The sequence below is a fragment of the Niallia sp. 01092 genome (assembly GCF_052318935.1).
Taxonomy (GTDB): Bacteria; Bacillota; Bacilli; order Bacillales; family Cytobacillaceae; genus Niallia.
In genome coordinates, this window is the sequence record NZ_JBQRKO010000004.1 from 200,430 (window position 1) to 225,422 (window position 24,993).

Genomic DNA, 24,993 nt, shown 5'->3' on the forward strand with positions numbered 1-24,993 from the left:
TCATTTAGTGGCTTTTTGAACAACCTCTAAAAGAAAGGTGTCTTCAGATGAAGTATGAAAAAGAACTAGTTTCTATTATTATGCCTTCATACAATTGCAAGAAGTATATTCAAGCAAGTGTTCAATCTGTTTTAAAACAAACGTATAAAAATTGGGAATTGATCATTGTCGATGACTGTTCAACAGATGGAACGCAAAGCTTGCTGCGGAAGGTAGAAAAAGAAGATGAAAGAATACATGTCTTTTACGAGAAGGAAAACGGGGGAGCAGCAGTAGCAAGAAATAAAGCACTCGAGCATGCAAAAGGAAGATTTGTTGCTTTTTTAGATAGTGATGACAAGTGGAAACCAAATAAATTATCTGTGCAGCTGGGATTTATGAAACAGCATCAATATGCATTTACTTTCACAGCATATGAGTATATGTCGGAAGATGCCGTTCTTTTAGGAAAAATAATATCGGCACCAAAAGAAGTCTCATATCATGATATGTTAAAAAATACAATTGTCGGCTGTTTAACAGTTGTTATTGACCGTATGAAAACGGGTTCTATCCAAATGCCAAATATTCGAACTCGGCAAGACTTGGCAACATGGTTAAGCATATTAAAAAAAGGGCATAAAGCATACGGAATCAATGAAGTGCTGGCAGAATACAGAGTAGGGAATTTATCTATCTCCGGGAACAAGTGGAAGGCAGCTCAAAAAACATGGTATGTCTACCGTCAGATCGAAAAGTTGAATTTCTTACAAGCAACTTGGTGTTTTTCTCACTATGCATTTCATGCCGTCCGCAAAAGACTATAACGATAAGGAGCAGTAGGGAATAATGATAAAAAACATCCATGTAGTTGTTGCAACTGGAGAATGGACAGGAGACTTATTGCGTTATCGTAGGCATCGTCTTGCAGAATACTTGCAGCAACAGGAAGATTCAGAGGAAGTTATTTGGCTATGCCCTGCTTCTAACAATAAATCGTCTCAAATAAAGCTGCAAAATGGTATTACACAATGGCCTATAGCAGATGCAGGTGAAAATAAACTTTTTCGTTTCAGTCGTTTTCTTTCTTTTTTTTATCAAAAAAAACTAGAGTCTCTCTTAGCTTATTTAAATAAAAGGAAGAAGGAATGTAAACTAACGCTTTGGTATACGTATCCAGCATTCTCTGCCCTTTCTGATCTATTTCCATGGGATAAAATCCTATATGATTGCAGTGATTTGTGGTCACAGCCAATCAATGGAACATCGTCGTTTTTATCAGCTGTTCGGCAAAAACTGATTTATCGCAGCGAAGAAAAGATAATTAAAAAGGCAGATCATATCACCTGTACGTCTATCTATTTATACAATAAAATACTAGAACGAGTGCCAGTGAGCAAAAATGTCTCTATATATGAGAACGGCGTAGAATTTTCTTCTTTCCAAATGGCTGAAAAAGCGGAGAACGTTCTTCCTGAAAGTGCGACTGGAACGGTGTTTGGTTATATTGGTGGAATTAAACCTAAACTAGATTTTGCTTTAATAAAAAAAGTCGCTCAACAAAAAAAAGACTGGTTTTTCTTATTTGTTGGCCCAGACGGCACCAATAATAGCCATGATTTTCAGCAATTATTAACGGAGGAAAATGTAGTGTGGACAGGGAGTGTTCCGCCGCAAACCGTTCCGTTATATATGAATCTAATTGATATAGGGATGATGCCATATAAACAATCTCTTTATAATAAAGCTATTTTTCCACTGAAGCTGTTTGAATTCTTGGCAGCAGGAAAAGCGGCAGTTGGCGTCCATTTACCATCCACCAACCAATACAAAGAGGCTGGAGTTTACAGTTCTATTGACACATCAAGCAGCCAAGTTTTTATTGAGGCTTGTGAAGAGCTGGAGAAGGAATTGGACAATAAAGGCTTAATTAACAGAAGAATTCAATTAGCAAAGACGAAAGACTGGAATAATATCTTTGCCGAAATGCTAAAGATAGCTTCGAGCAAATAGAGGTTTTTGAAAGAGGCATCACTTCATCTTACGGATGAGGTGATGCTTTTTGTCTTTAAACTGGATTACGTTATAATAACCACAGATAATTGTTAACAAATAGACACAAAAGATTAGCTGTTCATCGATATAAAACATGGGATAATGACCGTATAACTAAATGGAATTAGGAGTGAATCGTTTGAAAAAAATCGTCGTTGTAGGTGGAGGCATAACTGGATTATCTACGATGTATTATTTGCAAAAAATAAAACAAAAAAATAATTTAAATGTGCAGCTTCTTTTAGTAGAAGAAAAAGAGACGTTGGGCGGAAAAATACATTCTATCGAAAAAGATAATTTTATTATGGAGACGGGAGCGGATTCGATTGTTGCCAGAAATAAAAATGTGCTCCCCTTTGTAAAGGAGCTTCAATTAGAAGACGAGCTTGTTTATAATGCGACAGGAATCTCGTATATCCACACAAAAGATAAGCTTTTAGAAATACCTAAAGACTCTATTTTTGGCATTCCTATGAGTTTGGATTCATTATTTTCAAGTGAACTTGTTTCTGCAAGAGGAAAATTAGAAGCGTTAAAAGATCTATTTAAACGGAATAAACATTTTACAAAAGAAACGTCGATTGGCGAATTTTTAGAGTATTTTTTTGGAAAAGAATTAGTAGAGAAACAAATCGCTCCTGTGTTGGCAGGTGTTTATTCTGGAAATTTAGATTCTTTAACGATGGCGTCTACTCTTCCGTATTTATTAGATTATAAAAATGAATACGGAAGCATTATTCAAGGGTTAGCAAAAAATAAAAATAGCTTTCAATCTGCTGCCAATAAAAAATTTATTTCCTTTAAAAATGGGTTATCCACCATTATTAATCGATTAGAAGAAGTACTAACTGATGTAACGATTTTAAAAGGGGTACAAACTACGAAAATTAATAAAAATAATCGCAACTATCGATTATCTTTTTCTAATCACGAAGACATAGAAGCAGACTCCGTTATATTAACAACACCACAAGATGTGTCTCAACAGCTGTTGGCGAATAAAGAATTGGATACAGATTTTAACAAGTTGGAAAATTCATCTAATATTACCATGTATTTAGCATATAATGTTTCAGACGATGTTCTTCCTAAAGATGGGACGGGTTTTATTGTCGCAGAGGATAGCGAATTAACATGTAATGCATGCACTTGGACGAGCAGAAAATGGAAACATACATCGAAAAACAATCAATTGCTCCTTAGAGTATTTTATAAAAAATCTAATCCAGCTTATGAGTATTTGAATGAATTAACAGAGGAAGAACTAGTAAACGTAGCAGTAAAGGATATTGAAAAAAGCCTTAGCATTAAAGTAAAACCAACAAGTTATGAGATTACAAAATGGAATAACTTGATGCCGGTTTATTCTTTACATCATAAAGAAGCAATCGACAATTTAACATCTAAATTGGCGAGCCTTTATCCTGATGTATTATTGGCAGGATGCTCTTATTATGGAGTAGGAATAGCGGCGTGTATTGCGAATGGAGAAGCTACTGCTGAAAAAGTTGCCAACGCTTTATTGCAAAAGGTTTAATCCATGAATAAAAAACTGGTGATAGAAGATGCTGTAATCTTTTATCACCAGTTTTTTGTTTGTTGATGAAAAATTATTTTCCATGTTGTCCACGGCAGTTATACGTTTGGAACTTATGTGATTGGGGTCTTCTTCTTATCCGGCATTGGATAAAAACGAGGACAAAGCAGTGGAAACAAATATTAATATTATTATTAGGGATCATCTTACAAGTATTAGCTTCCTTTTCTTATTTAATTGGCATCACACCAAAAGGAATAGATCCTGTCCCCTTTGTGATGTTTTTTACTTCCTGCATGTATTTATGGGCAATCATTTCAACTCATTGGCTAGTAATTAATCCGATTGCAAAGGATTATATTTTTGAGAGTATGAGGGATGGGGTTATCGTAGCCGCTAGCAAGTGTGATTTCTAATGAAATAATGATAATTGTTAAGAAAAGGTATTAAATACTATTTCAATATGTTAGAATATAGCCAATATTTAGATGGAACGAATAGTTAAGGAGTGAGGAAGATGGATAACTTTTTTACTTTTATTGTATTATCACTATTTGTTGTGATGAGTCCTGGTGTAGATACAGCGCTTATTACAAAACGAACCATTTCGGGCGGCAAAAAAGATGGATTTAAAATTGCATAAGAAATTACAACAGGATCATTAGTTCATACATTTGCTGCGGCATTTGGTTTATCGGCTATTCTAATGCAGTCTGCACTTGCTTTTGAAATTGTTAAATATGTTGGTGCTATTTATTTAATTTATTTGGGGGTATCCTCTTTTTTAACACATAAAAGTAAAAAAAATACAGGGGTGGAGCAGAAAAAACAGTCCTATTCTAAAGTGTCTGCTTTTAAACAAGGGGCATTATCCAATATCCTTAACCCAAAAGTGGCGATGTTTTTCATCACATTTTTACCACAATTTGTCCAGCCTGGAACAAGCACTACATGGCAGCTTATAACAATGGGCATCGTTTATACACTATTATCCATCAGCTGGTTTTTTGTATATGTTTTTTTTATTCATTTTATGCGGGAATGGCTATTATCCGCTAAGGTGCAAAAAGCGATGGATAGAATTACAGGTGTCGTATTAATAGGATTTGGATTAAAATTAGCATTAGCAAAACGGAATTTATAAAAAGGCAGGAGCAGTATTTGCTGTTCCTGTTTTTTAAATGTCGAAAACGTAATAAAGGAGCAATCACCTTGAATATACTTTCAACTGAACATTTAAAAATTGGTTATGAAGAAAAAATCATTGTGAAAGATTTAAGCTTTGACATTCAAGCCGGAAAAATAACAACGATTATTGGCCCTAACGGATGTGGGAAATCGACTATTTTAAAAACATTGGCAAGAATACATAATTAAAAACATTGGCAAGAATACATAAAGCGAAGTCAGGATTTGTGTATTTAGATGGGAAACAAATACATAAAATTCCTACAAAGCAAATTGCCCAAAAGATGGCCGTTCTGCCGCAATCACCAGATGCACCTGCTGGTTTGACTGTTTTTGATTTGGTTTCATACGGTCGTTCACCTCATCAACGAGGTTTTGCTCGCTTAAGTGAAAAAGATAAAGAAGTGATTGAATGGTCACTGCAAGTAACAGGTTTAAAAGATTTAATGGACCAAGATGTCGATAAATTGTCTGGCGGACAAAGACAAAGAGCGTGGATAGCGATGGCCATTGCTCAAGAAACAGATTTATTAATTTTAGATGAACCGACAACGTATTTAGATATGGCTCATCAATTAGAGGTATTGCAGCTGTTAAAAAAACTAAATAAAGAGGAAAATAGAACGATTGTAATGGTTATCCATGATTTAAATCATGCTGCTCGTTTTTCTGATCGAATGGTGGCCATGAATAAAGGGACATTAATGAAAGAAGGAACTGCAGATGAAGTGATGACGTCTGAAGTATTAAAAGATGTTTTTCATATCGAAGCAGTTATTGTAAAAGATCCGAAAACAAATAAACCGGTATGTTTGTCTTATGACTTAATAGAAGCACATGCAGATAAGACTTTGAAACAAGCTACAGCTAGTGTGTGAAAAATAGAAATTTTTAACATGAAATAGATTCGAAAACATATATTTAAAGATAAGAAAGCATAAGAGTTTTAACTTAGATAACTGTCTAGCTTCGACGTACAGGACGTGGCGTACTTAGTCGATTTTCCTTTTTTGCGTATTTAGCCGGCCAGCGCCTAGCTCCTGTGAAAGATAACCTCTTGACTCAAAAAGTGTATTTTACTTTTTGAGTCAAGAGAACATTTTTCTTCGGGGCTGAGCAAGGCGCCTGCGCTTTTCTTATGTAAGATATATAAAAAGTTCACAGAATTTTAGGCAAAGGAAGCCCATTCCTTCAGGTGTGGGAGTAATTTTCTTTTTTGAACATTTTGTTAAAAGATACAATTGTCCTGTTTTATATGTTATAATTATTGTGCAAACAAATGTTCGATATGGGGTTTTGTAATGGTAAAGGAGACAACGCCTTCCTACGTATTAACGATGGAATTATGGACAAATCCTTCTATTATAAAAGATATAGAGAGTGATTTAGAAGTAAGTCGTGTCTTGGAGAACTATTAAAACGTGAAAGCGTTGTGAAAAGACGTTTGAAATGTTTAATCTTTACATGATAAAGAAGTAGAACGAATAGAGAAACAAGGTATAATAGTGTTAAATTCCGGCATTCAATTAAAAAACAAGAAAGCTGCAGCAGTAGTTTAAAAAACAAAAATGGCGGTGTGACCTACCGAGTCTGTGAGGACCATAGATGCAGTCGCAAATGGTAACAGAGGTTGCTTTGGCTGTGAAAGTTCTGAATAAACCTTTAAACATAATGTTTATTAATGTCAGTGCTTAATTCCCAAGCCGTCCACTAGTAAGAGTGTGGAGTGTGTGAATGTACTTGTACATGTATGAATTAAGAGAAGCAAGAGTTTTTCAGAACCCCATTGCTTAAGCGATGGGAGTGTCAGATAAATTTGATTACATTTGTCGTACGCTTTTATCATAATGGTATACAATAGAAGCAAATATGTAGAGAAGGTAAAGGTTGATATGATGGAAAAAAATAAAATAATTACTGACTTTATGGAAATTTTATCGGTAGAGAATGTTAAAATAGATGAACCTTTAAATAAATATACGTACACTAAAATTGGCGGAAAAGCTGATTTTCTGTTATTCCCTACAACATATGAGCAAATACAAGATGCGTATCAATATGCATTAAAACAAGGTCTTCCTATCACGATATTAGGAAACGGATCCAATGTGTTAATTAGAGATGGGGGAATAAGAGGGGTTGTCTTTAATTTAACTAAGTTAACAGATATTACATTAGAGGATAATAAAATAATTGCACAGTGTGGTGCAGCAATTATTGAAACATCAAGATTTGCTTTAGAGCAAAGGTTAACAGGATTAGAGTTTGCTTGTGGAATTCCCGGTTCTGTTGGTGGTGCTTTATATATGAACGCTGGTGCGTATGGCGGAGAAGTAGCTGATGTTTTAGAAAGTGCAAAGGTGTTGACAAAATCCGGTGAAGTGATGGTGTTGACAAAAGACGATTTAGAATTAGGATATAGAACGAGCAGCATTCAAAAAAATGGTTTTATTGTATTAGAAGCCACATTTTGCTTAACGGAAGGAACTCATGCAGCGATTAAAGCAAAGATGGATGAGTTGACTTTTTTGCGTGAATCCAAGCAGCCGCTTGAATATCCTTCTTGTGGAAGTGTCTTTAAAAGACCGCCAAATCACTTTGCAGGAAAATTAATACAAGACAGTGGGCTGCAGGGGACAAAAATCGGCGGTGCACAAGTATCAACGAAGCATGCTGGTTTTATCGTAAATGTTGAAAATGCAACAGCAAATGACTACCTCTCTTTAATTCAGCATGTCCAAAAAACAGTAAAAAAGAATTTTGATGTAGACTTAGAAACGGAAGTAAGAATTATTGGGGAAGAATAAGTTTCAGCGTTCTTTCTATTGCATTTTATAGGAAGGTAGGCTTTTTTAATGTTATACAATGATTTAAATGCGAATGAAGATTTCTTAAATTACGATAAGGATAACAAAAAATGACCGAGAGACTATCCGCCTCTCTGGTCATTTTTTCTCTAACTTGATGGCTATTGGGTCAGCCTCCCTTACTCCACTCTTTACTTTTAATAACTCTTTAATAGTAGATGCTTGAATCAGCAAGGCAATCACCATTAGTAATATCGTAAATAGAATAATATAATTTAGATGAAATACATTTAAAACAGCACTTACTAACAAGATGCAGAATACAAGATGATGTTTAACCGTTGAAAATTTCATGCCATTTTTATTGGAAAAATAAGTTCTGGCAATAAAGAAACACAGATAGGATACAGATGTCGCGATAGCTGCCCCTGTTGCCCCGAATTTAGGGACTAATAGAATATTAAGTATTAAATTCGGGATGACCGAAACGACACTAACCCAAATATTCAGATAGCTTTTTCTAGAGAATACAATCCCTAAACAAGTAGTTTCACTTACTGTATACATAATAGGCTGCAGACATAAAAACGCAATAAGATACTTCGAATCTGAATAGCCGCTTGAAAGAATAGCTGCTATAAAATCCTTAAAAATTAAAATACCAAAAAACACAATAGACATGAACAATAAAATGGAATCACTCATTAATTTATAATATTTCAGCTCTTTTCCTTCTTCATGCCATCTATACGCCATCGGAACCCAATAACTAGTAAAACTAGTTTTAATAATGGCCAATGTTCCCGCTATTTTCAGCGTTGCCGTAAATATCCCGATATTATAATAGTCACTCCAAATTCTTAAAAAGATTCTATCAAGCGAGTTTAATAAGCCTGTTAAAGAAGTAGCCACAACGAGCGGCAGCCCAAATATCACCATTTTTCGCAGCATATCTTTATCAACGGAAAAATGGTTGAATGAAAAGAGATATCTGTACCTAATTACTAAATACAAGTCGCCTAAAATTTGTCCAAAAATAGTAGAGTAGACGACAGCCAGAAAATCTCTTCTAATAAACAAGACAAAAATTAAAGTCAATATCAACATAAAAAGTTTAACAAAAATATTAAGCAAGGAATATTCTAACGCTTTTTCTTCCATCCGAATAGATAGCAAAATAAACCTTTCGATTACCATAAATACGACCATGACACCAATAAGTATCACTGGGATGATATGATTTGGACTGCTGAATAGCCAAACGGATATTTGTCTGGAAAATATAATGGAAATCAAAAGTATTAAAACGGCTATTGCCAATGGGATAAGTATTGCCTGTTGAAATAAGTGCAATTTATTTTTGGATGAATGATACTCCCTTGTATACGATTGATCTAATCCTAGGTACAAGAAGGACGCTAAAACCATTTGAAGCAATAAAAACATACTTGCTTTTCCATATTCATCCGGATGAACAAAATGAGTCGTTAATGGTATCGTGATAAATGCAATAAACGCACCCAAAACAGGTCCCACAGAAAAACCAATGAATTTTTTTATAACTTGGTTCATACAATTTTGCAATAGATCGGTATCTATTGTCTACTCCTTTTTGTTTGTATTATTCTTCCAAAATAGCATAAAAATAGTCTTCTAATTGTTTATTTAAAGGCTGCAAATTATGATCTTGGACAATCTTTGCTCTGGCATTTTGCTGAATAGTGCCCCATTTTTCTTTATTGGAAAGAACTTCCTCGATTTTTTCCGCCAATGCAGCACTATCTCTTTCAGGTACTAACCAGCCGTTTTCATTATCTTGGATCAACTCTGGTATTCCACTATGATAGGTTGAAATGACTAATTTCCCGATTGCCATGGCTTCCATTAAAGCAACTGGAATTCCCTCCATATCGCCATTTTGAGCAACCACACTTGGCAGTAAAAAAATGGTGCAGTCTTGTAAATAGGCTTTGACTTCTTCATTCGGTTTTGGCCCTAATAAATGAATGTTATCCTGATTACCAATTATTTCTGCAAGTTGGCTCTTTAATGGTCCATCTCCGATTATATTTAATTCGATATCATATCCTTTTTCTATCAGCTTTTGAACAGCTTCAATTGCATAAATTGTCCCTTTTTTTTCCGTTAATCTTGCCACTGTTAAAAGTTTTATCCGCTTTGTCGGGACGATTGGATTGAATTGAAAATCATCTACATTGATTCCCATATAGTGAACCTTTATTTTATTTTCACTACATCCCATTCCCACCAGCTTTCCTTTCCAATAATGGCTGATCGGCAAAAATAAGTCTCCGTATATAAATAAATCACGATAAATATCGCTTCCTGCTTTATCAATGTAAGTTGACATATCGTATCCATGAAAAACAGTCACTAATTTTCCATTCAATACTCCTAAATTTTTAAGAGCAGACGCAAAATTTCCACTTGGCCCAAAATGTGCATAAAGAATATCATATTTTCCACTCTGTTTACTAAGAGCGTCTATTGCAAACAGTAGTTTAAAAGATAAACTTCCATACTTTAAAGCTTTTAATGTAAGAATTGGTCTTCTAAAAAAACATTTTGGCAACAGCGCCATAAATCTAGTTATCTTTGAAAGATGTTTGCTAGGATTTTTATAATAAATCATATTTTTGATATTTTGTTGGAGAAAAGAAAATCCAGTTTTTTCATCACTCGAACCAGCTAATACACTAACTTCATGACCCTGGGCAATCATGCCGTCCACCTGTTTACTAACAAAGGTTTGAGAAAGATTAGGAAACCGATTAACTACAAATAAAATTTTCATTAGCGACCTCTTTTATTTAACATTTAGTATTATACTTGTGATGCTATATTGTATGAACTTTTCTCAAATCAGCTTGAATGAAGTCTAGGACTAAACATATTATCCATAAAATAATCAGCAATTTTCAACGAAAGACCAAAAAATTAACATAAACTTTACCTAATTCGCACCTTTTTTACAAAACTCCCCTAGATGAATAAAGAAGAAACGTCTTCCTACAAGAAGACGCTTTTAGGCATTGGGGGGTCAGGAAGAAAATCGTTTTTGATATTCTTCAGATTACCTATTTACTGATTAAAATAAAAAATAATCGTTTTGCTTTTATCTACTATTTTTTTTGTTAAGCTGAAGAATAGATACCCAATAATTGCTCCTGCCATATTCAAGATAAGGTCATCTATATCTGCTGCACGATCGATGGTAAAGAAGTACTGTGTTAATTCAATTGTTAACGAAGATAAAGCAGCCACCATAATAGTAACAATCAGTTTAAAACGTCTTCTATAGATGGCTGGAAAAAGGAATCCGAAAGGAACAAACATAATAATATTGCCAAGCGTATAGAGCATCCAGAACATAGGTGGTTTATATTTATACTGATAAAGAATTTGTACATAAGGAACTAAGTTTAAGTTTCCTTGATTTCCTGGCGGCGAAAAGTGAAATGGGTTTAACGTAACATACAAAACAATTAATAAGTAAAGAAAGAAAATATTTTTTAATATTTCTCTCGTGAATATAAAATTCCGATGCTGCTTATATCTATGAAAACGATAATAAATCCAAAAGGGAACAATCATAAATAGGATAATTGGAAAGTTGAGAGACAGCTGTATATCGCTTTTAATCCAAATAAGGAAAAAGATGAATATAATTAATATTGGGAGAAAAAACTTATTAAATAGGTTCACTTTTGATCTAAAATCCTTTCAAGTAGTATCTTTATTATATATATATGGAGGTTGTTTTAAAAGTAGAAGAGTAATTGTTATTGGGAAATAATCATAAGGTTCTCTTCACAACCTCTGTTGGAAAAGAAGTACTTGCAGAGCCCATACTATCAAGATGGCTTAATCAATGTCAAACATTTCTACGTTGTTGGAAAAATTGAACATACACAGCACTGTCTCTTCTCTACATTGTCGAAATTTTCTCATAATAAGATCCTGGCTAATGTGGTAAAATACTTTCTAAAAGATGTATTTATCATATTTGTATTAAGGCTTTATCATCATAAAAAAATGGCTGTTTTTGTATAGATTGTTGCTTTTAACCCCGCAGCCCGAATACACTTCGCTTTCCGTGGGCGAGCGTCGAGCCTCCTCGTCGCATACGCTCCTGTGGGGTCTCGTCTTTCTCGCATTCCCACAGGAGTCTACGTGTATTCAGTCTGCTGAGTACTTCTTCTCCCATTTTTTTTTACGTGAATAACAACAAACTTTGAGAAAACAGCCAAAATAATTTTTAATTCTATCTATTTGATAATTAAATAAAACGTTGTTGTAGAAAGGAATAGTATAGATGGCTAAAGTAGATGAATTAATTGGCATTATATTAGCTGGCGGGCAATCAAAAAGGTATGGTGAACCAAAAGCGTTTGCTAAAAGAGAGGGGAAATTTTTTTATCAATATTCCATAGAGGCTTTGGTATCAGTTGCGGCTAGAATCTATCTTGTAGCCCACCCGAATATCAAAAATCGATTTAAGTGTAATAAGGGAGTGGAAGTGATAGAAGATCTTAAACCATTTCAAGGGTATGGTCCATTGGCAGGAATCTACTCAGTAATGGATGAAATAGAAGCAGAATGGTATTTCGTTTTACCAATAGATAGTCCGTTTATTACGAAACAGACGATTGAGAAACTACTAAATTCTATTCAAGAGGGAGTGGAAGCTGTGGTTCCCTTAGTAAACGGTAAAGCTCAGCCGCTGATTGCTGTCTACCATCGAAAGGTGAAAGAACAAATACATCAAGCATTAAGAAAAAATGCTTTGTCGGTGAACGGTTTATTAGAACATATTTCTGTTAAGTTTGTAGAAGACTTTAACGAGGAGATATTCGTTAATATTAATAACCGAAGCGATTATACAAAATATATATTGTGAGGAATTAAAGCGATAACGTAATGAATGTAGGGAGGAAGAGTCGATGACACTTTTTCGTAAACCGATTCAAGTGGAGGAAGCTATAGAAAAAGTATGGAAGTACCGCCAGCGGGGGACTACGCAAACAGTTAAACTTAAAAAAGCGATGGGGCATTTTTTAGGAGAAACAATTATAGCTACTACAGATATACCAAGGTTTGATAAATCACCTTATGATGGATTTGCCTTGCGGACAGAGGATACATTTGAGGCTACTTCTGAAAATATTGTAGAGCTGGAGGTAGTGGATTATATAGGAGCAGGGATGGTAAGCGCTAAAAAGATTCAGCGATCTCAGGCAGTGCGAATTATGACAGGTGCACAAATACCAGAAGGCTGTGATGCTGTCATGATGCTTGAGCTAGTAAAGGAAATAAAGAAAAATGGGAAGCCATATATTCAAATAAAAAGAAGCCTGAAAAAAGGCGATAATATCTCTTTTCAAGGAGAAGATATTCAGAAAGGTACAAGATTACTAGAAAAGGGAGTGAAGATAAATCCTGGGGTGCAGTCTCTATTAGCAACCTTTGGTTATAGTGAAGTGAAAGTTATGCGTCAACCTGTTATCGGAGTATTTGCTACTGGCAATGAATTGCTGGATGTGGATGAACCTCTTGTCTCAGGGAAGATCCGCGACAGCAATAGCTACATGCTTTGTGCTCAGATTGAACGAAGCGGGGCTGTGGCTAAATATTATGGGAAATTTCCTGATTCATTTGAAGATATCTGTGAATTCATTAAAAAATCAATAGATGAGGTGGATGTGTTTATAACTACTGGAGGGGTCTCTGTTGGTGATTTTGATTACATGCCCTTAGTATACGAGAAGCTTGAAGCAGAAGTTCTTTGTAATAAAATTGGAATGAGGCCAGGAAGTGTAACAACTATCGCTGCATTAGATGGTAAATTATTGTATGGATTATCAGGAAATCCTTCAGCATGTTATGTTGGTTTTGAGCTTTATGTACGCCCTATTATCCGAGATATGCTGGGAAGCAAGAAGCCATTTGCGAAAAGAGTAAGAGCTATTTTGGCAAGCGATTTTCCAAAAGCGAATCCATTTCCTCGATTTGTCCGTAGTAAACTTCATTTTCAAGATGCTAGAATATTTGTAACACCAGTAGGGAGGGATAAATCAAGTGTGATCTACTCTCTTGCGTTTGCAGATTGTTTGCTCGTTTTGCCGGGAGGAACAAGAGGTTATCAAAAAGGAATGGAAGTCGATGTGCTTTTATTAGAAGATCAAGAAGGCAGGGAAAATTATTGATTGTTCAATTCGTAGGTTATCAAAATAGCGGAAAAACGACTGCGATGGAGTGGACGATTCAGGCATTAACAGAAAAAGGAATTCGAGTAGTTGCTCTAAAGCACCACGGGCATGGTGGAACACCCAGTTCGTATTTAAAAGATTCGACAAAGCATAGAAAGGCAGGAGCTCTTGCCAGTGTCGTCGAAGGAGAAGGTATTCTACAATTAGAGATGGCTAAACAGGAATGGAGCTTTGAAAAGGTACAACAATTGCTTTCCTTTTTAGATTATGATGTTCTGTTGGTGGAGGGATATAAAAAAGAGCGGTTTCCTAAAGTTGTTTTTTTACGTTCAGAGGAAGAGAAAAAAGAGTTTGCTTCACTTGCAAATATTCAGTATATCGTTCCATATTGTGAAACACTCGATGAAAAACAAGGATATTTACATAAAATTGTACAGTGGATAGAGGATGAAATAAATAAAAACAACTAGATTCTTCCCTAAAAAAGAGCGGCTCAAAGATATGTATATGAGACAGCCCGCTTGTGTGTAATTGATGTCAATGGTTAAAATAAACGAATATTAGTGATGAAAAAAGAGATAGTAAATAATAAAAAATTTGTCGAATATTAATATTGACATTAAATATCACGGAAGGTATATTAGTAACCAGTTATTATAATTCTTATAAGCTAAGTTGGAATTAAATGATAAATAATGTATAAATAAAACTTATCCAGAGAAGTGGAGGGATTGGCCCGATGAAGCTTCAGCAACAGGCTTAACAGCACTGTGCTAATTCCACTGAAACATACATTGTTTCGGAAGATGAGTATTCAAACTCTTCTGGATGAGCAAGAAGAGTTTTTTAATTTGCTAGAACGCTTAGTAACGAATAGTACGACAAGAGAGGACGAAACAAATGGGATCTCATGTTATTGATATGATATTGCTGCAAAATAATTTTGGAACACCACAAATGCGTCAAGTTTGGTCAGAGCAAAATCGATTACAAAAACACTTTGATGTAGAGGCTGCCCTTGCTTTGGCAGAGGGGGAATTAGGTGTTATTCCTAAAAAAGCAGCGGAAACAATCGCAAGTAAAGCAAAAGCAGATTTAGTTGATTTTAATGAAATTGCCGAAGAATCAGCAAAAGCCAAACATTCATTAAATGCTACGATAAAAGCTCTGCAGTCTCTTGCAGGAGAAGACGGAGAATTTGTGCATTTCGGGGCGACAACACAAGATGTTGTTGATACAGGAACGATGCTGCAATTAAAAGAAGCACATGAATTGATTGTGTCGGAGTTAAAAGAAGTAGCGAGAGAGCTTGCACGACTCGCTTCAGAATATAAAACTACACCGATTTCAGGCCGAACGCACGGAATGCAAGGATTGCCAACAACCTTTGGGTTTAAGCTATCTGTTGTGTTAAGTGAAGCAGCAAGACATTTGGAACGTTTAAAGTCATTAGAATCTCGCACTTTTACCGGAGTAATGGCAGGTGCTGTCGGTACGTATGCTTCTTTTGGAGAAAAAGGACCGGAAATAGAAGCGAAAACATTAGAAAAGCTCGGATTATTGGTTCCAGAAATTTGTTGGCATTCTTCAAGGGATAGAGTGGCAGAATATGCAAGTGTCATTGGTTTAATAAGTGGAACTTTAGGTAAGCTGGCAAATGAATTTTACAATTTGATGCGCTCTGAAATTGATGAGGTGGAAGAGCCGTTCAGCAAAGGGAAAATTGGAAGTACAACCATGCCGCATAAGCGCAATCCGGCAGCGTTGGAAGGTGTTGTAAGTTTAACACGTCCTATTTTACATAGTGTTTCCCTTATTCAAGATTCTCAAATTGTAGAGCATGAACGAGATGCTATGTCGTGGAGAGGGGAGTGGATTGCCCTTCCGGAAATTTGCATCTATTTATCTGCACAGCTTGCTTCTACAAAAAATATTTTAAAAGGATTAATTGTAAAACCGGAAAATATGTTAAGAAACTTAAACTTACAAGGCGGTTTACTTTTATCAGAACGCATTATGTTTGCTCTTGCTGAAAAGTACGGTAAACAAACGGCTCATGAATTAGTTTATGAACTATCCATGAAAGCTATTGAAGAAGGACAAGCTTTTCAACATGTCTTGCTAGAAAACGAGCAAGTATCGAATGTGTTGACTGCTGACGAGATAAAGGATCTTTTAAACCCAGAAACCTATTTAGGATCTGCTGTTGAAAAGGTAGAGCAAGTGCTTAACAGCATACAAAAAACAGGGTTGCTTGATTAATCAAAGTAAAGCGGGGGGTTAGTCATGAAAGAAAATTTCCGTCTGGCGGTTCTGGAAGATGCTGAAAAGGTATTAGATGTTACGTTAAAAGCATATCAGTCGATTAGAGATTTAGGAATAAATTTTGCGGCAGCACATGCAGATATAGAAATGGTGAAAAAGCATATTACGAATAATTTATGCTACGTACTTGAGCAAGATGAATCTATTATTGCTACCATTGGCATTCGCCTTCCTTGGGGAGCGCAGCCAGGTCCGGCTGGTTTTCCGCATATTGGCTGGTTTGCAGTCGATCCTACGATTGGACAAAAAGGAATCGGCTCTAAAGTATTGTCCTTAATAGAAGACAAGATAGCCAAAGAGTTAAGAAGTCCTGCTGTAACATTGGGCACAGCGGAAAATCATCCGTGGCTATCGCAAATGTATGAGAAAAAAGGATATTATCAAATAGGAACAACAAATCTCGGACGAGGTCATACAACGGTCTTTTATAAAAAAGACCTTGTCTAAAAGAAAGGCTGTTTTCTCAAAGTTAGTTGTTTTTTACGTAAAAAAATGGGAGAAGCAGTACTCAGCAGACTGAATACACGTAGACTCCTGTGGGAATGCGAGAAAGACGAGACCCCACAGGAGCGTAATGCGACGAGGAGGCTCGACGCTCGCTAAACGGACGAAGTGTATTCAGGCTGCGAGTTTAAAAGCAACATTCTATATGAAAACAGCCAAAAGAAAAAATAATTATACAGATAGGAAGAACAAATAATGAAAAAGTTTTTAAGTTTATTATTAATTGGATTATTAGTAGTTGCATTAGCAGCTTGCGGCAATGGCAATAAATCTGGTGCAGATAAAGAAGAAAAAGTAATTAAAATCGGAGCAACAGGTCAAAGTTTTCCAAATACCTTTAAAGATGGAGAAAAATTAACTGGCTTTGATGTTGAGCTTACAGAAGCAATTGCGAAAAATTTAGGCTATGAAGTGAAGTGGACATTAACGGACTTTGCTGGTTTAATGGGGCAGTTAGAAGCTGGTAAACTTGATACAGTTGCAAACAATGTTGCAGTAACAGAAGAAAGAAAAGCAAAATATAATTTTACAGATGGATACACATTTTCTGGTACACAGGTTGCTGTAAGAGAAGACAACGATGAAATTAATACATTGGATGATTTAAAAGGAAAAACAATCTCTTCCGTTATTGGTTCTAACCAAGGAAAGAACTTTGAAGCATGGGATAAAAATAAAATAGCAACATTAAAACCATATGAAACACGTGAAAGTGCAATGCATGAAGCAGTAACAGGCAAAGTAGACGGATATGTGAACAGTTCTGCGATTTTAAAAGCCGAAATTAAAAAGAGCAAGCTTCCACTTAAATTAGTTGGGGAGCCAATTTCCCACGATGTAACAGCATTTCCATTTGCTAAAAACGAAGAAGGCGACAAGCTTTTAAAAGCGTTTAATGAAGAACTAAAAAAATTACGTGAAGACGGCACGTTGAAAAAACTCTCTGAAAAATATTATGGAGAAGATATAACTATAGAATAAAAGACTTGAGGTGTATACCTGAATGAATATTGAATATTTTTTATCCGTTTTTCCCAATGTGATAAAATACGCACCACAAACGATCATCATGGCAGTTTCTGCTATGATGATAGCTTGTATATTTGGATTAATATTAGCATTAATTAGAAAAAGCCGCCTTCCTGTACTGACACAACTAGCGGCTGTTTATATTTCTTTTTTCCGTGCCATTCCAATGCTAGTGCAATTATTTCTTTTTTATTATGGAATTCCACAGATTATTCCGGGATTAAATGATATGTCGCCAGTAACCGCAGCTATTATTGGGTTAAGCTTAAAAGAATCCGCCTTTTTAGCAGAAATTTTCCGTGCAGCGTTAAATTCTGTTGAAAAAGGGCAGTTGGAAGCATGTTTATCTGTCGGGATGACAAAGTTTCAAGCTTATCGAAGAGTAATATTGCCACAAGCGGCAAAAAATGCTCTTCCTGGATCTGGAAACACATTTATTACCCTTATTAAAGAAACAGCCCTTGCTTTTACGTTAGGTGTTGTAGAAATGTTTGCGCAAGCAAAAATGATGGCAGCGGAAAGTTTTATATTTTTTGAAACATACTTAGCTATCGGGCTTACTTACTGGGGAATTGTCATCGTTGTATCATTCTTGCAAAAATTATTAGAAAAAAGATTAAATAGAGCGTATCAACAGTAGGAGGATGACAAAATGATTTCCGTTAAAAATTTGCATAAACGATTTGGAGATTTAGTTGTCCTAAATGGTATTGATATGGAAGTGAAACAAGGTGAGGTTGTAGCAATTATTGGTCCTTCTGGGTCTGGTAAATCTACATTCTTGCGTTGTTTAAACTTATTGGAAACCCCTGATCAAGGAGAAATTGAAATAGGGAGTGCGAAAATTAATGCAGAAAAGTTTTCCAGAAAAGAAGCGTATCAGTTAAGACAACAAACAGCCATGGTTTTTCAGAACTACAACTTATTTAAAAATAAAACAGTGTTGCAAAATATTACTGAATCTTTACTAATAACGAAAAAAATGAAGAAGCAAGAGGCAAACGAAAAAGCGTTTGAGCTTCTACGTTCAGTGGGTCTTTTTGAGAAGAAAGATAGCTACCCGATTACGTTATCAGGTGGACAGCAGCAGCGCGTTGGAATTGCCCGGGCTTTAGCTGTTGATCCTCATGCGATTTTATTTGATGAGCCAACATCGGCGTTGGATCCGGAGCTTGTATCAGAAGTGCTGCAAGTCATTCGCACAATCGCCAAAAAGAATACGACAATGATTATTGTGACACACGAAATGGCCTTTGCGAAAGAAGTGGCAGATAAAGTTATTTTTATGGCAGATGGCAATATTGTCGAGCAAGGTACACCTCAAGACGTATTTGTAAACTCGACTAATCCAAGAACAAAACAATTCCTGAAACAAACAAGCAGAGAAAATGGGGATTCCACTGAGGAGGCACTATTAAATGGCACTATCTCAAGTTGAAGCAACATTACAGCAGAAATTAATTGCATATCGACGTGAACTGCATGAAAATCCAGAGTTGTCATTCCAAGAAGTAGAGACAACGAATAGAATTAAAAAATGGTTATCAGAAGCGGATATCACTATTTTAGACTATTCATTGGAAGTAGGAGTGATTGCTGAAATAAAAGGAGATCTGCCAGGTCCGACGATTGCAATACGTGCAGATATTGATGCGCTACCGATTAAGGAAGAAACAAAGGTTGATTTTGTATCGAAAAAAGATGGTGTCATGCACGCTTGCGGACATGATTTTCATACATCATCCATTATTGGTGCTGCCATTCTTTTAAAAGAAAAAAAAGCAGAATTAAGAGGTGCTGTGCGGTTTATTTTTCAACCAGCGGAAGAAATAGCCCAAGGTGCAAAGGTAATAGGAGAATCCGGTGCTCTTGAAGGAGTGCAAGCTATTTTTGGAATGCATAATAAACCAGATCTTCCAGTAGGGACCATCGGCGTTAAAGAAGGTCCGTTAATGGCAAGTGTAGACCGGTTTGAATTAGATGTAATTGGTGTTGGCGGTCATGCGGGCATTCCGAATAACAGCATTGATCCAATTGTTGTAGGCGGACAAATTGTTTCTAGTTTACAATCGATTGTGAGCAGAAGTTTAAGTCCATTCCACAACGCAGTAATCAGTGTCACACGTTTTCAATCAGGGAATACGTGGAATGTTATACCGGAGAAGGCAGAGATGGAAGGAACTGTCCGAACGTTTCAAGACGAAGCACGCAAAGAAATTCCTAAATTAATGAAGCGTACAGCAGAAGGAATAGCGGCAGGTTTTGGGGCAACCATTGATTTCCGCTGGAATGAGTATTTGCCTGTTGTCAATAACAGCAGTAAATATACGAAGGTTGTTCAAGATGCTGCGGAAGATTTAGGGTATAAAGTAGTGGATGCTGTTCAAAGCCCTGGTGGAGAAGATTTTGCATTTTATCAAGAAAGCATCCCTGGTCATTTTGTATGGGTTGGTGTAGATGGACCGAAGGAATGGCATCATCCAGAATATTCATTAAATGAAGATGCGCTTATTGTGGCAGCTAATTATTTCTCTCATCTTGCTGTAAAAGTGTTGGACGAATGGCAGTAAATAAAGAAACGTTAACAGCAAAGTTTGTTCAATCTATATTAAATAGTGATCCACTTGCTTCTAAAAGAGTCATTCAATATGCAAAAATGGGCATTATTGATTACCTTGCTTCCAGCTATGCAGCTAAAGAGGATTATAGTGTAAAGAAGCTTTGCAGATTAATAGATTTAGAAGATGAAAAAAGAGGAGCTCCGATTATTGGTCAATCGAAAAAAGCCTCTCCTATACAAGCAGCGCTTATCAATGGCTTTATTGGTCATGCGCTGGATTATGACGATGTGCATGCTGAAGTACGTGGTCATCCGAGTACAGTAATATTACCTGTGCTCTTTTCTTTAGCTGGAAAAAACCCGAAAATAGAAGGAGCAAGACTGTTGGCTGCTTATATAATCGGTGTAGAAGTAATGGCGCGATTTGGTCAGGCTGTTGGGAAGGATCACTATGTGAAAGGCTGGCATAATACAGGTACTTTAGGGATAATAGCTGCAGCAGTCTCAGGCGGTTATTTGCTAGGATTTAACGAAGAAGAGTTATGTAAAGTCATTGGTTTTGCAGCAACTCAGGCAAGTGGTCTCCGTTTCCAGTTTGGCACAGAAACGAAACCATTGCATGCTGGTTTAGCTGCACAGGCAGCGCTTCAGTCAATTGATTTTATAGAGATCGGTTTAAGTGGTTCTTTAACAGGTTTAGATGGCCGAGTTGGATTTTTTTCTGTGTATGGAGAAGGAGCAGATTTTGCAAGCCCCTTTTTATTAAACGATTGGAATAAATCGTGGAAAATTGAGGGTTTATGGTTTAAATTATATCCGTTTTGTTCAGCAGCTTGCCATGCAGCAGATGCGGCACTTGAGCTCATGAATGAAACAAGCGTTAAAATAGAAGAAATGAAAGAAATCACCATTATTTATCCTCCTGGAGGAGATGCTGCACTAGTCGAGCAAAACCCGCGCACTGGTGAACAGGGGCGGTTTAGTGCTGAGTATATTGTCGCTTCGATATTGCTTCAGTTTCCTTTAACATTGGAACATTTTCAGCCAGTGGAAATTAAGGCTGAGATAAAAAAATTAATGAAAATAATCAAGAGAGAATACGATGAAAGTATTCATCCAGCGGTTGATAGTATGCCAAAAGGCAGATTTACCATTGTCCAGATTGTAACAAATAGTAATGAGATTATAAGTAAGCGGGTGGATGCTCCGAAAGGATCTCCGAATAATCCATTAACCCTTGATAAGTTGAAGGAAAAACTAGATAACAGTATAGAGGATCAAGCTCTTTCTTATTGTTTAAAACAGATAATAGATAACCTTCCAAAAGATAAAGCTTCTACATTTTTATCGATTTTATAATGAAAAAGCACTTCTGTTCTATTTTTCCAGAAGTGCTTTTTTTGTAAAAATAAAGTAATCTTAAAGGTATGAACTTGAGGGGGGATAAGATGAGTACTCAATCATTTACAACGATTAATAAAGAAACAAAAGACTTGCCAATATTCATTGAAGAATGGGAAGAAAAAGCAAAAGCGAAACTGGAAAAAGGCCCTTTTGATTATATAAGAAGTGGGTCTGGTGATGAAGAGACGTTAAATGCAAATCGGCTCGCCTTTCAAAAATGGTCGATACTACCAAGAGTTTTGAGAGATGTATCGTTAAGTGCTGTAACAACCACTCTTTTCGGAAAAGACTTATCGTTTCCGTTAATATTATCGCCAGTAGGCTATCAAGGGCTTGCAGATGAAGAAGGAGAGAAAGCGGCTGCAAGAGCAGCAGCCCGTGCTGGGATACCTTATATAGCAAGCACTGTTTCTACTTATTCACTAGAAGAAATAGCTGAAGCTGCTCCAAACGGAAACAATTGGTTTCAGTTATACTGGTCACGGAATAAAGAAGTGTCTGCCAGCATGGTGAAAAGAGCAGAAAAGGCTGGTTTTCAGGCAATAGTTGTTACAGTGGATACAGGTTTACTTGGATGGAGAAAAAGTGATTATAAAAATGGTTTTGTTCCGTTGCTGGAGTCTTTAGGGGACGCGAATTATCGGAATGATCCAGCATTTCAAAAAAGTGTACCAAACTGGAGTAATGAAAATATAGTGGAGACTATCTTAAAAAATATTCTGCATCCAGACTTAAACTGGGAAGATGTCCTTTTTTTAAGAAAACATACAAAATTACCAATCATTTTAAAAGGAATTCTTCATCCAAAAGATGCAAAAAAAGCAGTTAAACTAGGGTTTGATGGTATCATTGTTTCCAATCATGGTGGACGTCAGCTTGATGGAGCAATCTCTAGTTTAGATGCATTGCGACTTGTTGCGAAGGCAGTAAATAAACAAATACCAATAATGGTTGATGGCGGAATACGCAATGGAGCCGACATGTTTAAAGCGATTGCCCTTGGAGCGGATGCGGTTGCAATTGGACGTCCATTTATGTATGGATTATGTGTTTCTGGTGAATTAGGCGTAACCTCTATTATTGAAAATTTGAAAAAAGAATTTGAATTAGCTTTGGCACTATCTGGTGAGGTATCGGTGCGTGATTTATCAAAGGATAATTTATATCGGATAAAGTAACACTGACTTTCATCGGTTTTCCGTAATAAAGTTATATTAAAATAATTTATGGTATAAAGATTAATATCGAATAATTACAAAGTAGTATGTATGATTTAGGGAAAAATCTTACACTTAACAAGTTTGTTCTAATGTGATATGTTAGGAAATGTGACAAAAAAATTTTTTGTAAATTCATCTAAAAATTATTCTCCAAGAGAAAAAAATAAAAACAATATTACCATTTTTGAAGTAATAATGTTACAATATACAAAAGTTTAAATATACTGATTTTTTGTTTTTATTGCATATATGGAGGGGTAGAAGTGACAGGATTAAGAAGTGACATGATAAAAAAGGGGTTTGACCGTGCACCGCATCGAAGCTTATTGCGTGCAGCAGGGGTAAAAGAAGAAGACTTTGGAAAACCATTTATTGCAGTTGTAAATTCATATATAGATATTGTGCCAGGACATGTACATTTACAAGAGTTCGGAAAAATTGTCAAAGAAGCAATTCGTGAAGCTGGCGGAGTACCGTTCGAAATGAATACAATCGGCGTTGATGACGGGATTGCAATGGGGCATATTGGAATGCGCTATTCATTGCCAAGCCGCGAAATTATTGCAGATTCCATTGAAACGGTTGTAGCAGCACATTGGTTTGATGGAATGGTTTGTATTCCGAACTGTGACAAAATCACGCCAGGAATGATGATGGCATCGATGCGCTTAAATATTCCGACTATCTTTGTCAGTGGTGGACCAATGAAAGCCGGCGTAACAAGTGATGGCAAAAAAATCTCGTTATCATCTGTATTTGAAGGGGTTGGAGCATACCAATCCGGAAAAATTGATGAAAAAGGGCTGAAAGAATTAGAGCAATTTGGCTGTCCGACTTGTGGATCTTGTTCAGGTATGTTCACAGCCAATTCTATGAACTGTTTGGCAGAAGCGCTTGGACTTGCTTTGCCAGGAAATGGGACAATCTTAGCTGTTGCTCCTGAGCGTAAAGAATTTGTAAAAAAATCTGCTAAACAGCTGATGAATTTAATCAAAGCGGATATTAAACCAAGAGACATTGTAACAGAAAAAGCAATTGACAATGCATTTGCGTTGGATATGGCGTTAGGTGGATCAACAAATACAGTGCTTCATACGCTTGCTTTAGCAAACGAAGCTGGGGTTGAATATCCACTTGAAAGAATTAACGAGGTTGCTGCTAGAGTACCCCATATCTCAAAATTAGCACCTGCATCTGATGTGCATATTGAAGATTTGCATGAGGCAGGAGGAGTATCAGCAGCCCTAAATGAATTATCGAAAAAAGAAGGCGCTTTGCATCTTGATACATTAACAGTATCAGCTAAAACATTAGGAGAAAATATTGCAGGTTGTGAAGTGAAAGATCATAATGTTATCCGTCCAATTACGGATCCTCATTCGGAAAAAGGCGGATTAGCGGTATTATTCGGAAACTTGGCTCCAGATGGTGCTATTATTAAAACGGGTGGAGTACAGAAAGGTATTACACGCCATGAAGGTTCTGCTATTGTTTTTGAATCGCAAGAAGAAGCATTAGAAGGAATTTCAAAAGGAAAAGTAAAAGAAGGCCATGTTGTAATCATCCGTTATGAAGGACCAAAGGGTGGACCAGGAATGCCGGAAATGTTAGCACCAACTTCTCAAATCGTTGGAATGGGTCTTGGAGCGAAGGTTGCTTTAGTAACAGACGGTCGTTTTTCCGGGGCATCAAGAGGTTTATCCATTGGCCATACATCTCCAGAAGCAGCAGAAGGCGGCCCGCTAGCATTTGTAAAAGATGGCGATCAGATTGTAATCGATATTGAAAACCGTACAATGGATGCTATCGTTCCAGAAGAAGAATGGGAACAAAGAAAAGCAGAATGGAAAGGCTTTGAGCCAAAAGTAAAAACAGGCTATTTAGCTCGTTATTCTAAACTTGTAACATCTGCAAGCACTGGTGGAATAATGAAAATCTAACAAGTTTTTTATATAAATGGCAATGTTAAAGCTAATTGTTGATTTTGGCACCATGTTGATTTTCGTTCCAAGCGAGAGACTCCTGCGGGAAAAGCGAGTCAGAGGGAACCCCACAGGCGCACAGCGCCGAGGAGGCTCCCGGACCGCCCGCGGAAAGCTGCAATCAACAGGCAAGTTTAACAGAGTCATATAAATAAAAAAGGGTATACTCTGGA

20 protein-coding genes, 2 pseudogenes and 1 riboswitch are annotated in these 24,993 nt (G+C 36.4%); of the genes and pseudogenes, 19 read left to right on the plus strand and 3 right to left on the minus strand.

The annotated features are described in order from the left end of the window. Positions 1-47: 47 nt before the first annotated feature. The 7 genes and pseudogenes from tuaG to murB all read left to right on the plus strand — a co-directional run bounded on the left by tuaG (position 48) and on the right by murB (position 7,566). Positions 48-806 (plus strand): teichuronic acid biosynthesis protein TuaG, encoded by a 759-nt coding sequence (gene tuaG / locus ACTXGU_RS06080; RefSeq protein ID WP_443480596.1) that lies wholly within the window; start codon positions 48-50, stop codon positions 804-806. Positions 807-828: 22 nt separating this feature from the next. After that, a complete protein-coding gene (gene tuaH, locus ACTXGU_RS06085; protein ID WP_443480597.1) occupies positions 829-1,992 on the plus strand; it encodes a teichuronic acid biosynthesis protein TuaH in 1,164 nt (387 codons plus the stop codon). Between the two features lie 181 nt (positions 1,993-2,173). Next, positions 2,174-3,571 (plus strand): protoporphyrinogen oxidase, encoded by a 1,398-nt coding sequence (locus ACTXGU_RS06090; protein WP_443480598.1) that lies wholly within the window; start codon positions 2,174-2,176, stop codon positions 3,569-3,571. Between the two features lie 65 nt (positions 3,572-3,636). Then, positions 3,637-3,987 (plus strand): histidine kinase N-terminal 7TM domain-containing protein, encoded by a 351-nt coding sequence (locus tag ACTXGU_RS06095; protein ID WP_443480625.1) that lies wholly within the window; start codon positions 3,637-3,639, stop codon positions 3,985-3,987. A gap of 101 nt (positions 3,988-4,088) precedes the next feature. Then, a pseudogene (locus ACTXGU_RS06100) lies at positions 4,089-4,715 on the plus strand (LysE family translocator). Positions 4,716-4,783: 68 nt separating this feature from the next. Then, positions 4,784-5,637: pseudogene (locus ACTXGU_RS06105) on the plus strand (ABC transporter ATP-binding protein). Between the two features lie 1,017 nt (positions 5,638-6,654). Then, positions 6,655-7,566, plus strand: coding sequence for a UDP-N-acetylmuramate dehydrogenase (gene murB, locus ACTXGU_RS06110; protein WP_443480626.1), 912 nt, complete (start codon positions 6,655-6,657; stop codon positions 7,564-7,566). Positions 7,567-7,704: 138 nt separating this feature from the next. On the opposite strand, the gene ACTXGU_RS06115 is transcribed toward murB, so the two are convergent. The 3 genes from ACTXGU_RS06115 to ACTXGU_RS06125 all read right to left on the minus strand — a co-directional run bounded on the left by ACTXGU_RS06115 (position 7,705) and on the right by ACTXGU_RS06125 (position 11,292). Continuing rightward, a complete protein-coding gene (locus ACTXGU_RS06115; protein WP_443480599.1) occupies positions 7,705-9,138 on the minus strand; it encodes an oligosaccharide flippase family protein in 1,434 nt (477 codons plus the stop codon). A 49-nt stretch (positions 9,139-9,187) separates the two neighbouring features. Beyond that, positions 9,188-10,381: a glycosyltransferase gene (locus ACTXGU_RS06120; protein WP_443480600.1), complete on the minus strand. Its 1,194-nt coding sequence runs from the start codon at positions 10,379-10,381 to the stop codon at positions 9,188-9,190. Between the two features lie 287 nt (positions 10,382-10,668). Beyond that, the gene (locus tag ACTXGU_RS06125; protein WP_443480601.1) at positions 10,669-11,292 is read right to left on the minus strand and encodes a VanZ family protein; all 624 of its coding nucleotides are present in this window, start codon (positions 11,290-11,292) and stop codon (positions 10,669-10,671) included. 610 nt (positions 11,293-11,902) lie between these two features. Here ACTXGU_RS06125 and ACTXGU_RS06130 point away from each other — a divergent pair. From ACTXGU_RS06130 to ilvD, 12 genes are all read left to right on the plus strand, one after another. Continuing rightward, entirely contained in the window at positions 11,903-12,487 is a 585-nt protein-coding gene (locus ACTXGU_RS06130; RefSeq protein ID WP_443480602.1) for a molybdenum cofactor guanylyltransferase, read from the plus strand. 43 nt (positions 12,488-12,530) lie between these two features. Beyond that, positions 12,531-13,793 carry a molybdopterin molybdotransferase MoeA gene (locus ACTXGU_RS06135; RefSeq protein WP_443480603.1) on the plus strand — a complete coding sequence of 421 codons (1,263 nt, stop codon included), beginning with the start codon at positions 12,531-12,533 and terminating at the stop codon, positions 13,791-13,793. Next, entirely contained in the window at positions 13,790-14,266 is a 477-nt protein-coding gene (mobB, locus tag ACTXGU_RS06140) for a molybdopterin-guanine dinucleotide biosynthesis protein B (protein WP_443480604.1), read from the plus strand. Before ACTXGU_RS06135 ends, mobB begins: the two co-directional genes overlap by 4 nt. 237 nt (positions 14,267-14,503) lie before the next feature. Then, positions 14,504-14,609: riboswitch (SAM riboswitch) on the plus strand. Between the two features lie 87 nt (positions 14,610-14,696). Beyond that, a complete protein-coding gene (gene purB / locus ACTXGU_RS06145; RefSeq protein ID WP_443480605.1) occupies positions 14,697-16,058 on the plus strand; it encodes an adenylosuccinate lyase in 1,362 nt (453 codons plus the stop codon). A gap of 24 nt (positions 16,059-16,082) precedes the next feature. Next, positions 16,083-16,568 carry a GNAT family N-acetyltransferase gene (locus ACTXGU_RS06150; RefSeq protein ID WP_443480606.1) on the plus strand — a complete coding sequence of 162 codons (486 nt, stop codon included), beginning with the start codon at positions 16,083-16,085 and terminating at the stop codon, positions 16,566-16,568. Between the two features lie 252 nt (positions 16,569-16,820). Further along, entirely contained in the window at positions 16,821-17,606 is a 786-nt protein-coding gene (locus ACTXGU_RS06155; RefSeq protein ID WP_443480607.1) for an amino acid ABC transporter substrate-binding protein, read from the plus strand. Between the two features lie 22 nt (positions 17,607-17,628). Continuing rightward, positions 17,629-18,294 (plus strand): amino acid ABC transporter permease, encoded by a 666-nt coding sequence (locus ACTXGU_RS06160; RefSeq protein WP_443480608.1) that lies wholly within the window; start codon positions 17,629-17,631, stop codon positions 18,292-18,294. Positions 18,295-18,306: 12 nt separating this feature from the next. Then, a complete protein-coding gene (locus ACTXGU_RS06165) occupies positions 18,307-19,092 on the plus strand; it encodes an amino acid ABC transporter ATP-binding protein (protein ID WP_443480609.1) in 786 nt (261 codons plus the stop codon). Beyond that, entirely contained in the window at positions 19,073-20,224 is a 1,152-nt protein-coding gene (locus tag ACTXGU_RS06170) for a M20 peptidase aminoacylase family protein (protein WP_443480610.1), read from the plus strand. Before ACTXGU_RS06165 ends, ACTXGU_RS06170 begins: the two co-directional genes overlap by 20 nt. Continuing rightward, a complete protein-coding gene (locus ACTXGU_RS06175; RefSeq protein ID WP_443480611.1) occupies positions 20,215-21,573 on the plus strand; it encodes an MmgE/PrpD family protein in 1,359 nt (452 codons plus the stop codon). The genes ACTXGU_RS06170 and ACTXGU_RS06175 overlap by 10 nt, the downstream gene beginning before the upstream one ends. Positions 21,574-21,662: 89 nt before the next feature. Further along, complete coding sequence (locus ACTXGU_RS06180; RefSeq protein WP_443480612.1) at positions 21,663-22,796, plus strand: alpha-hydroxy acid oxidase; 1,134 nt, start codon at positions 21,663-21,665, stop codon at positions 22,794-22,796. A gap of 305 nt (positions 22,797-23,101) precedes the next feature. Next, complete coding sequence (ilvD, locus tag ACTXGU_RS06185; protein ID WP_443480613.1) at positions 23,102-24,778, plus strand: dihydroxy-acid dehydratase; 1,677 nt, start codon at positions 23,102-23,104, stop codon at positions 24,776-24,778. The last annotated feature ends 215 nt before the right edge of the window (positions 24,779-24,993 follow it).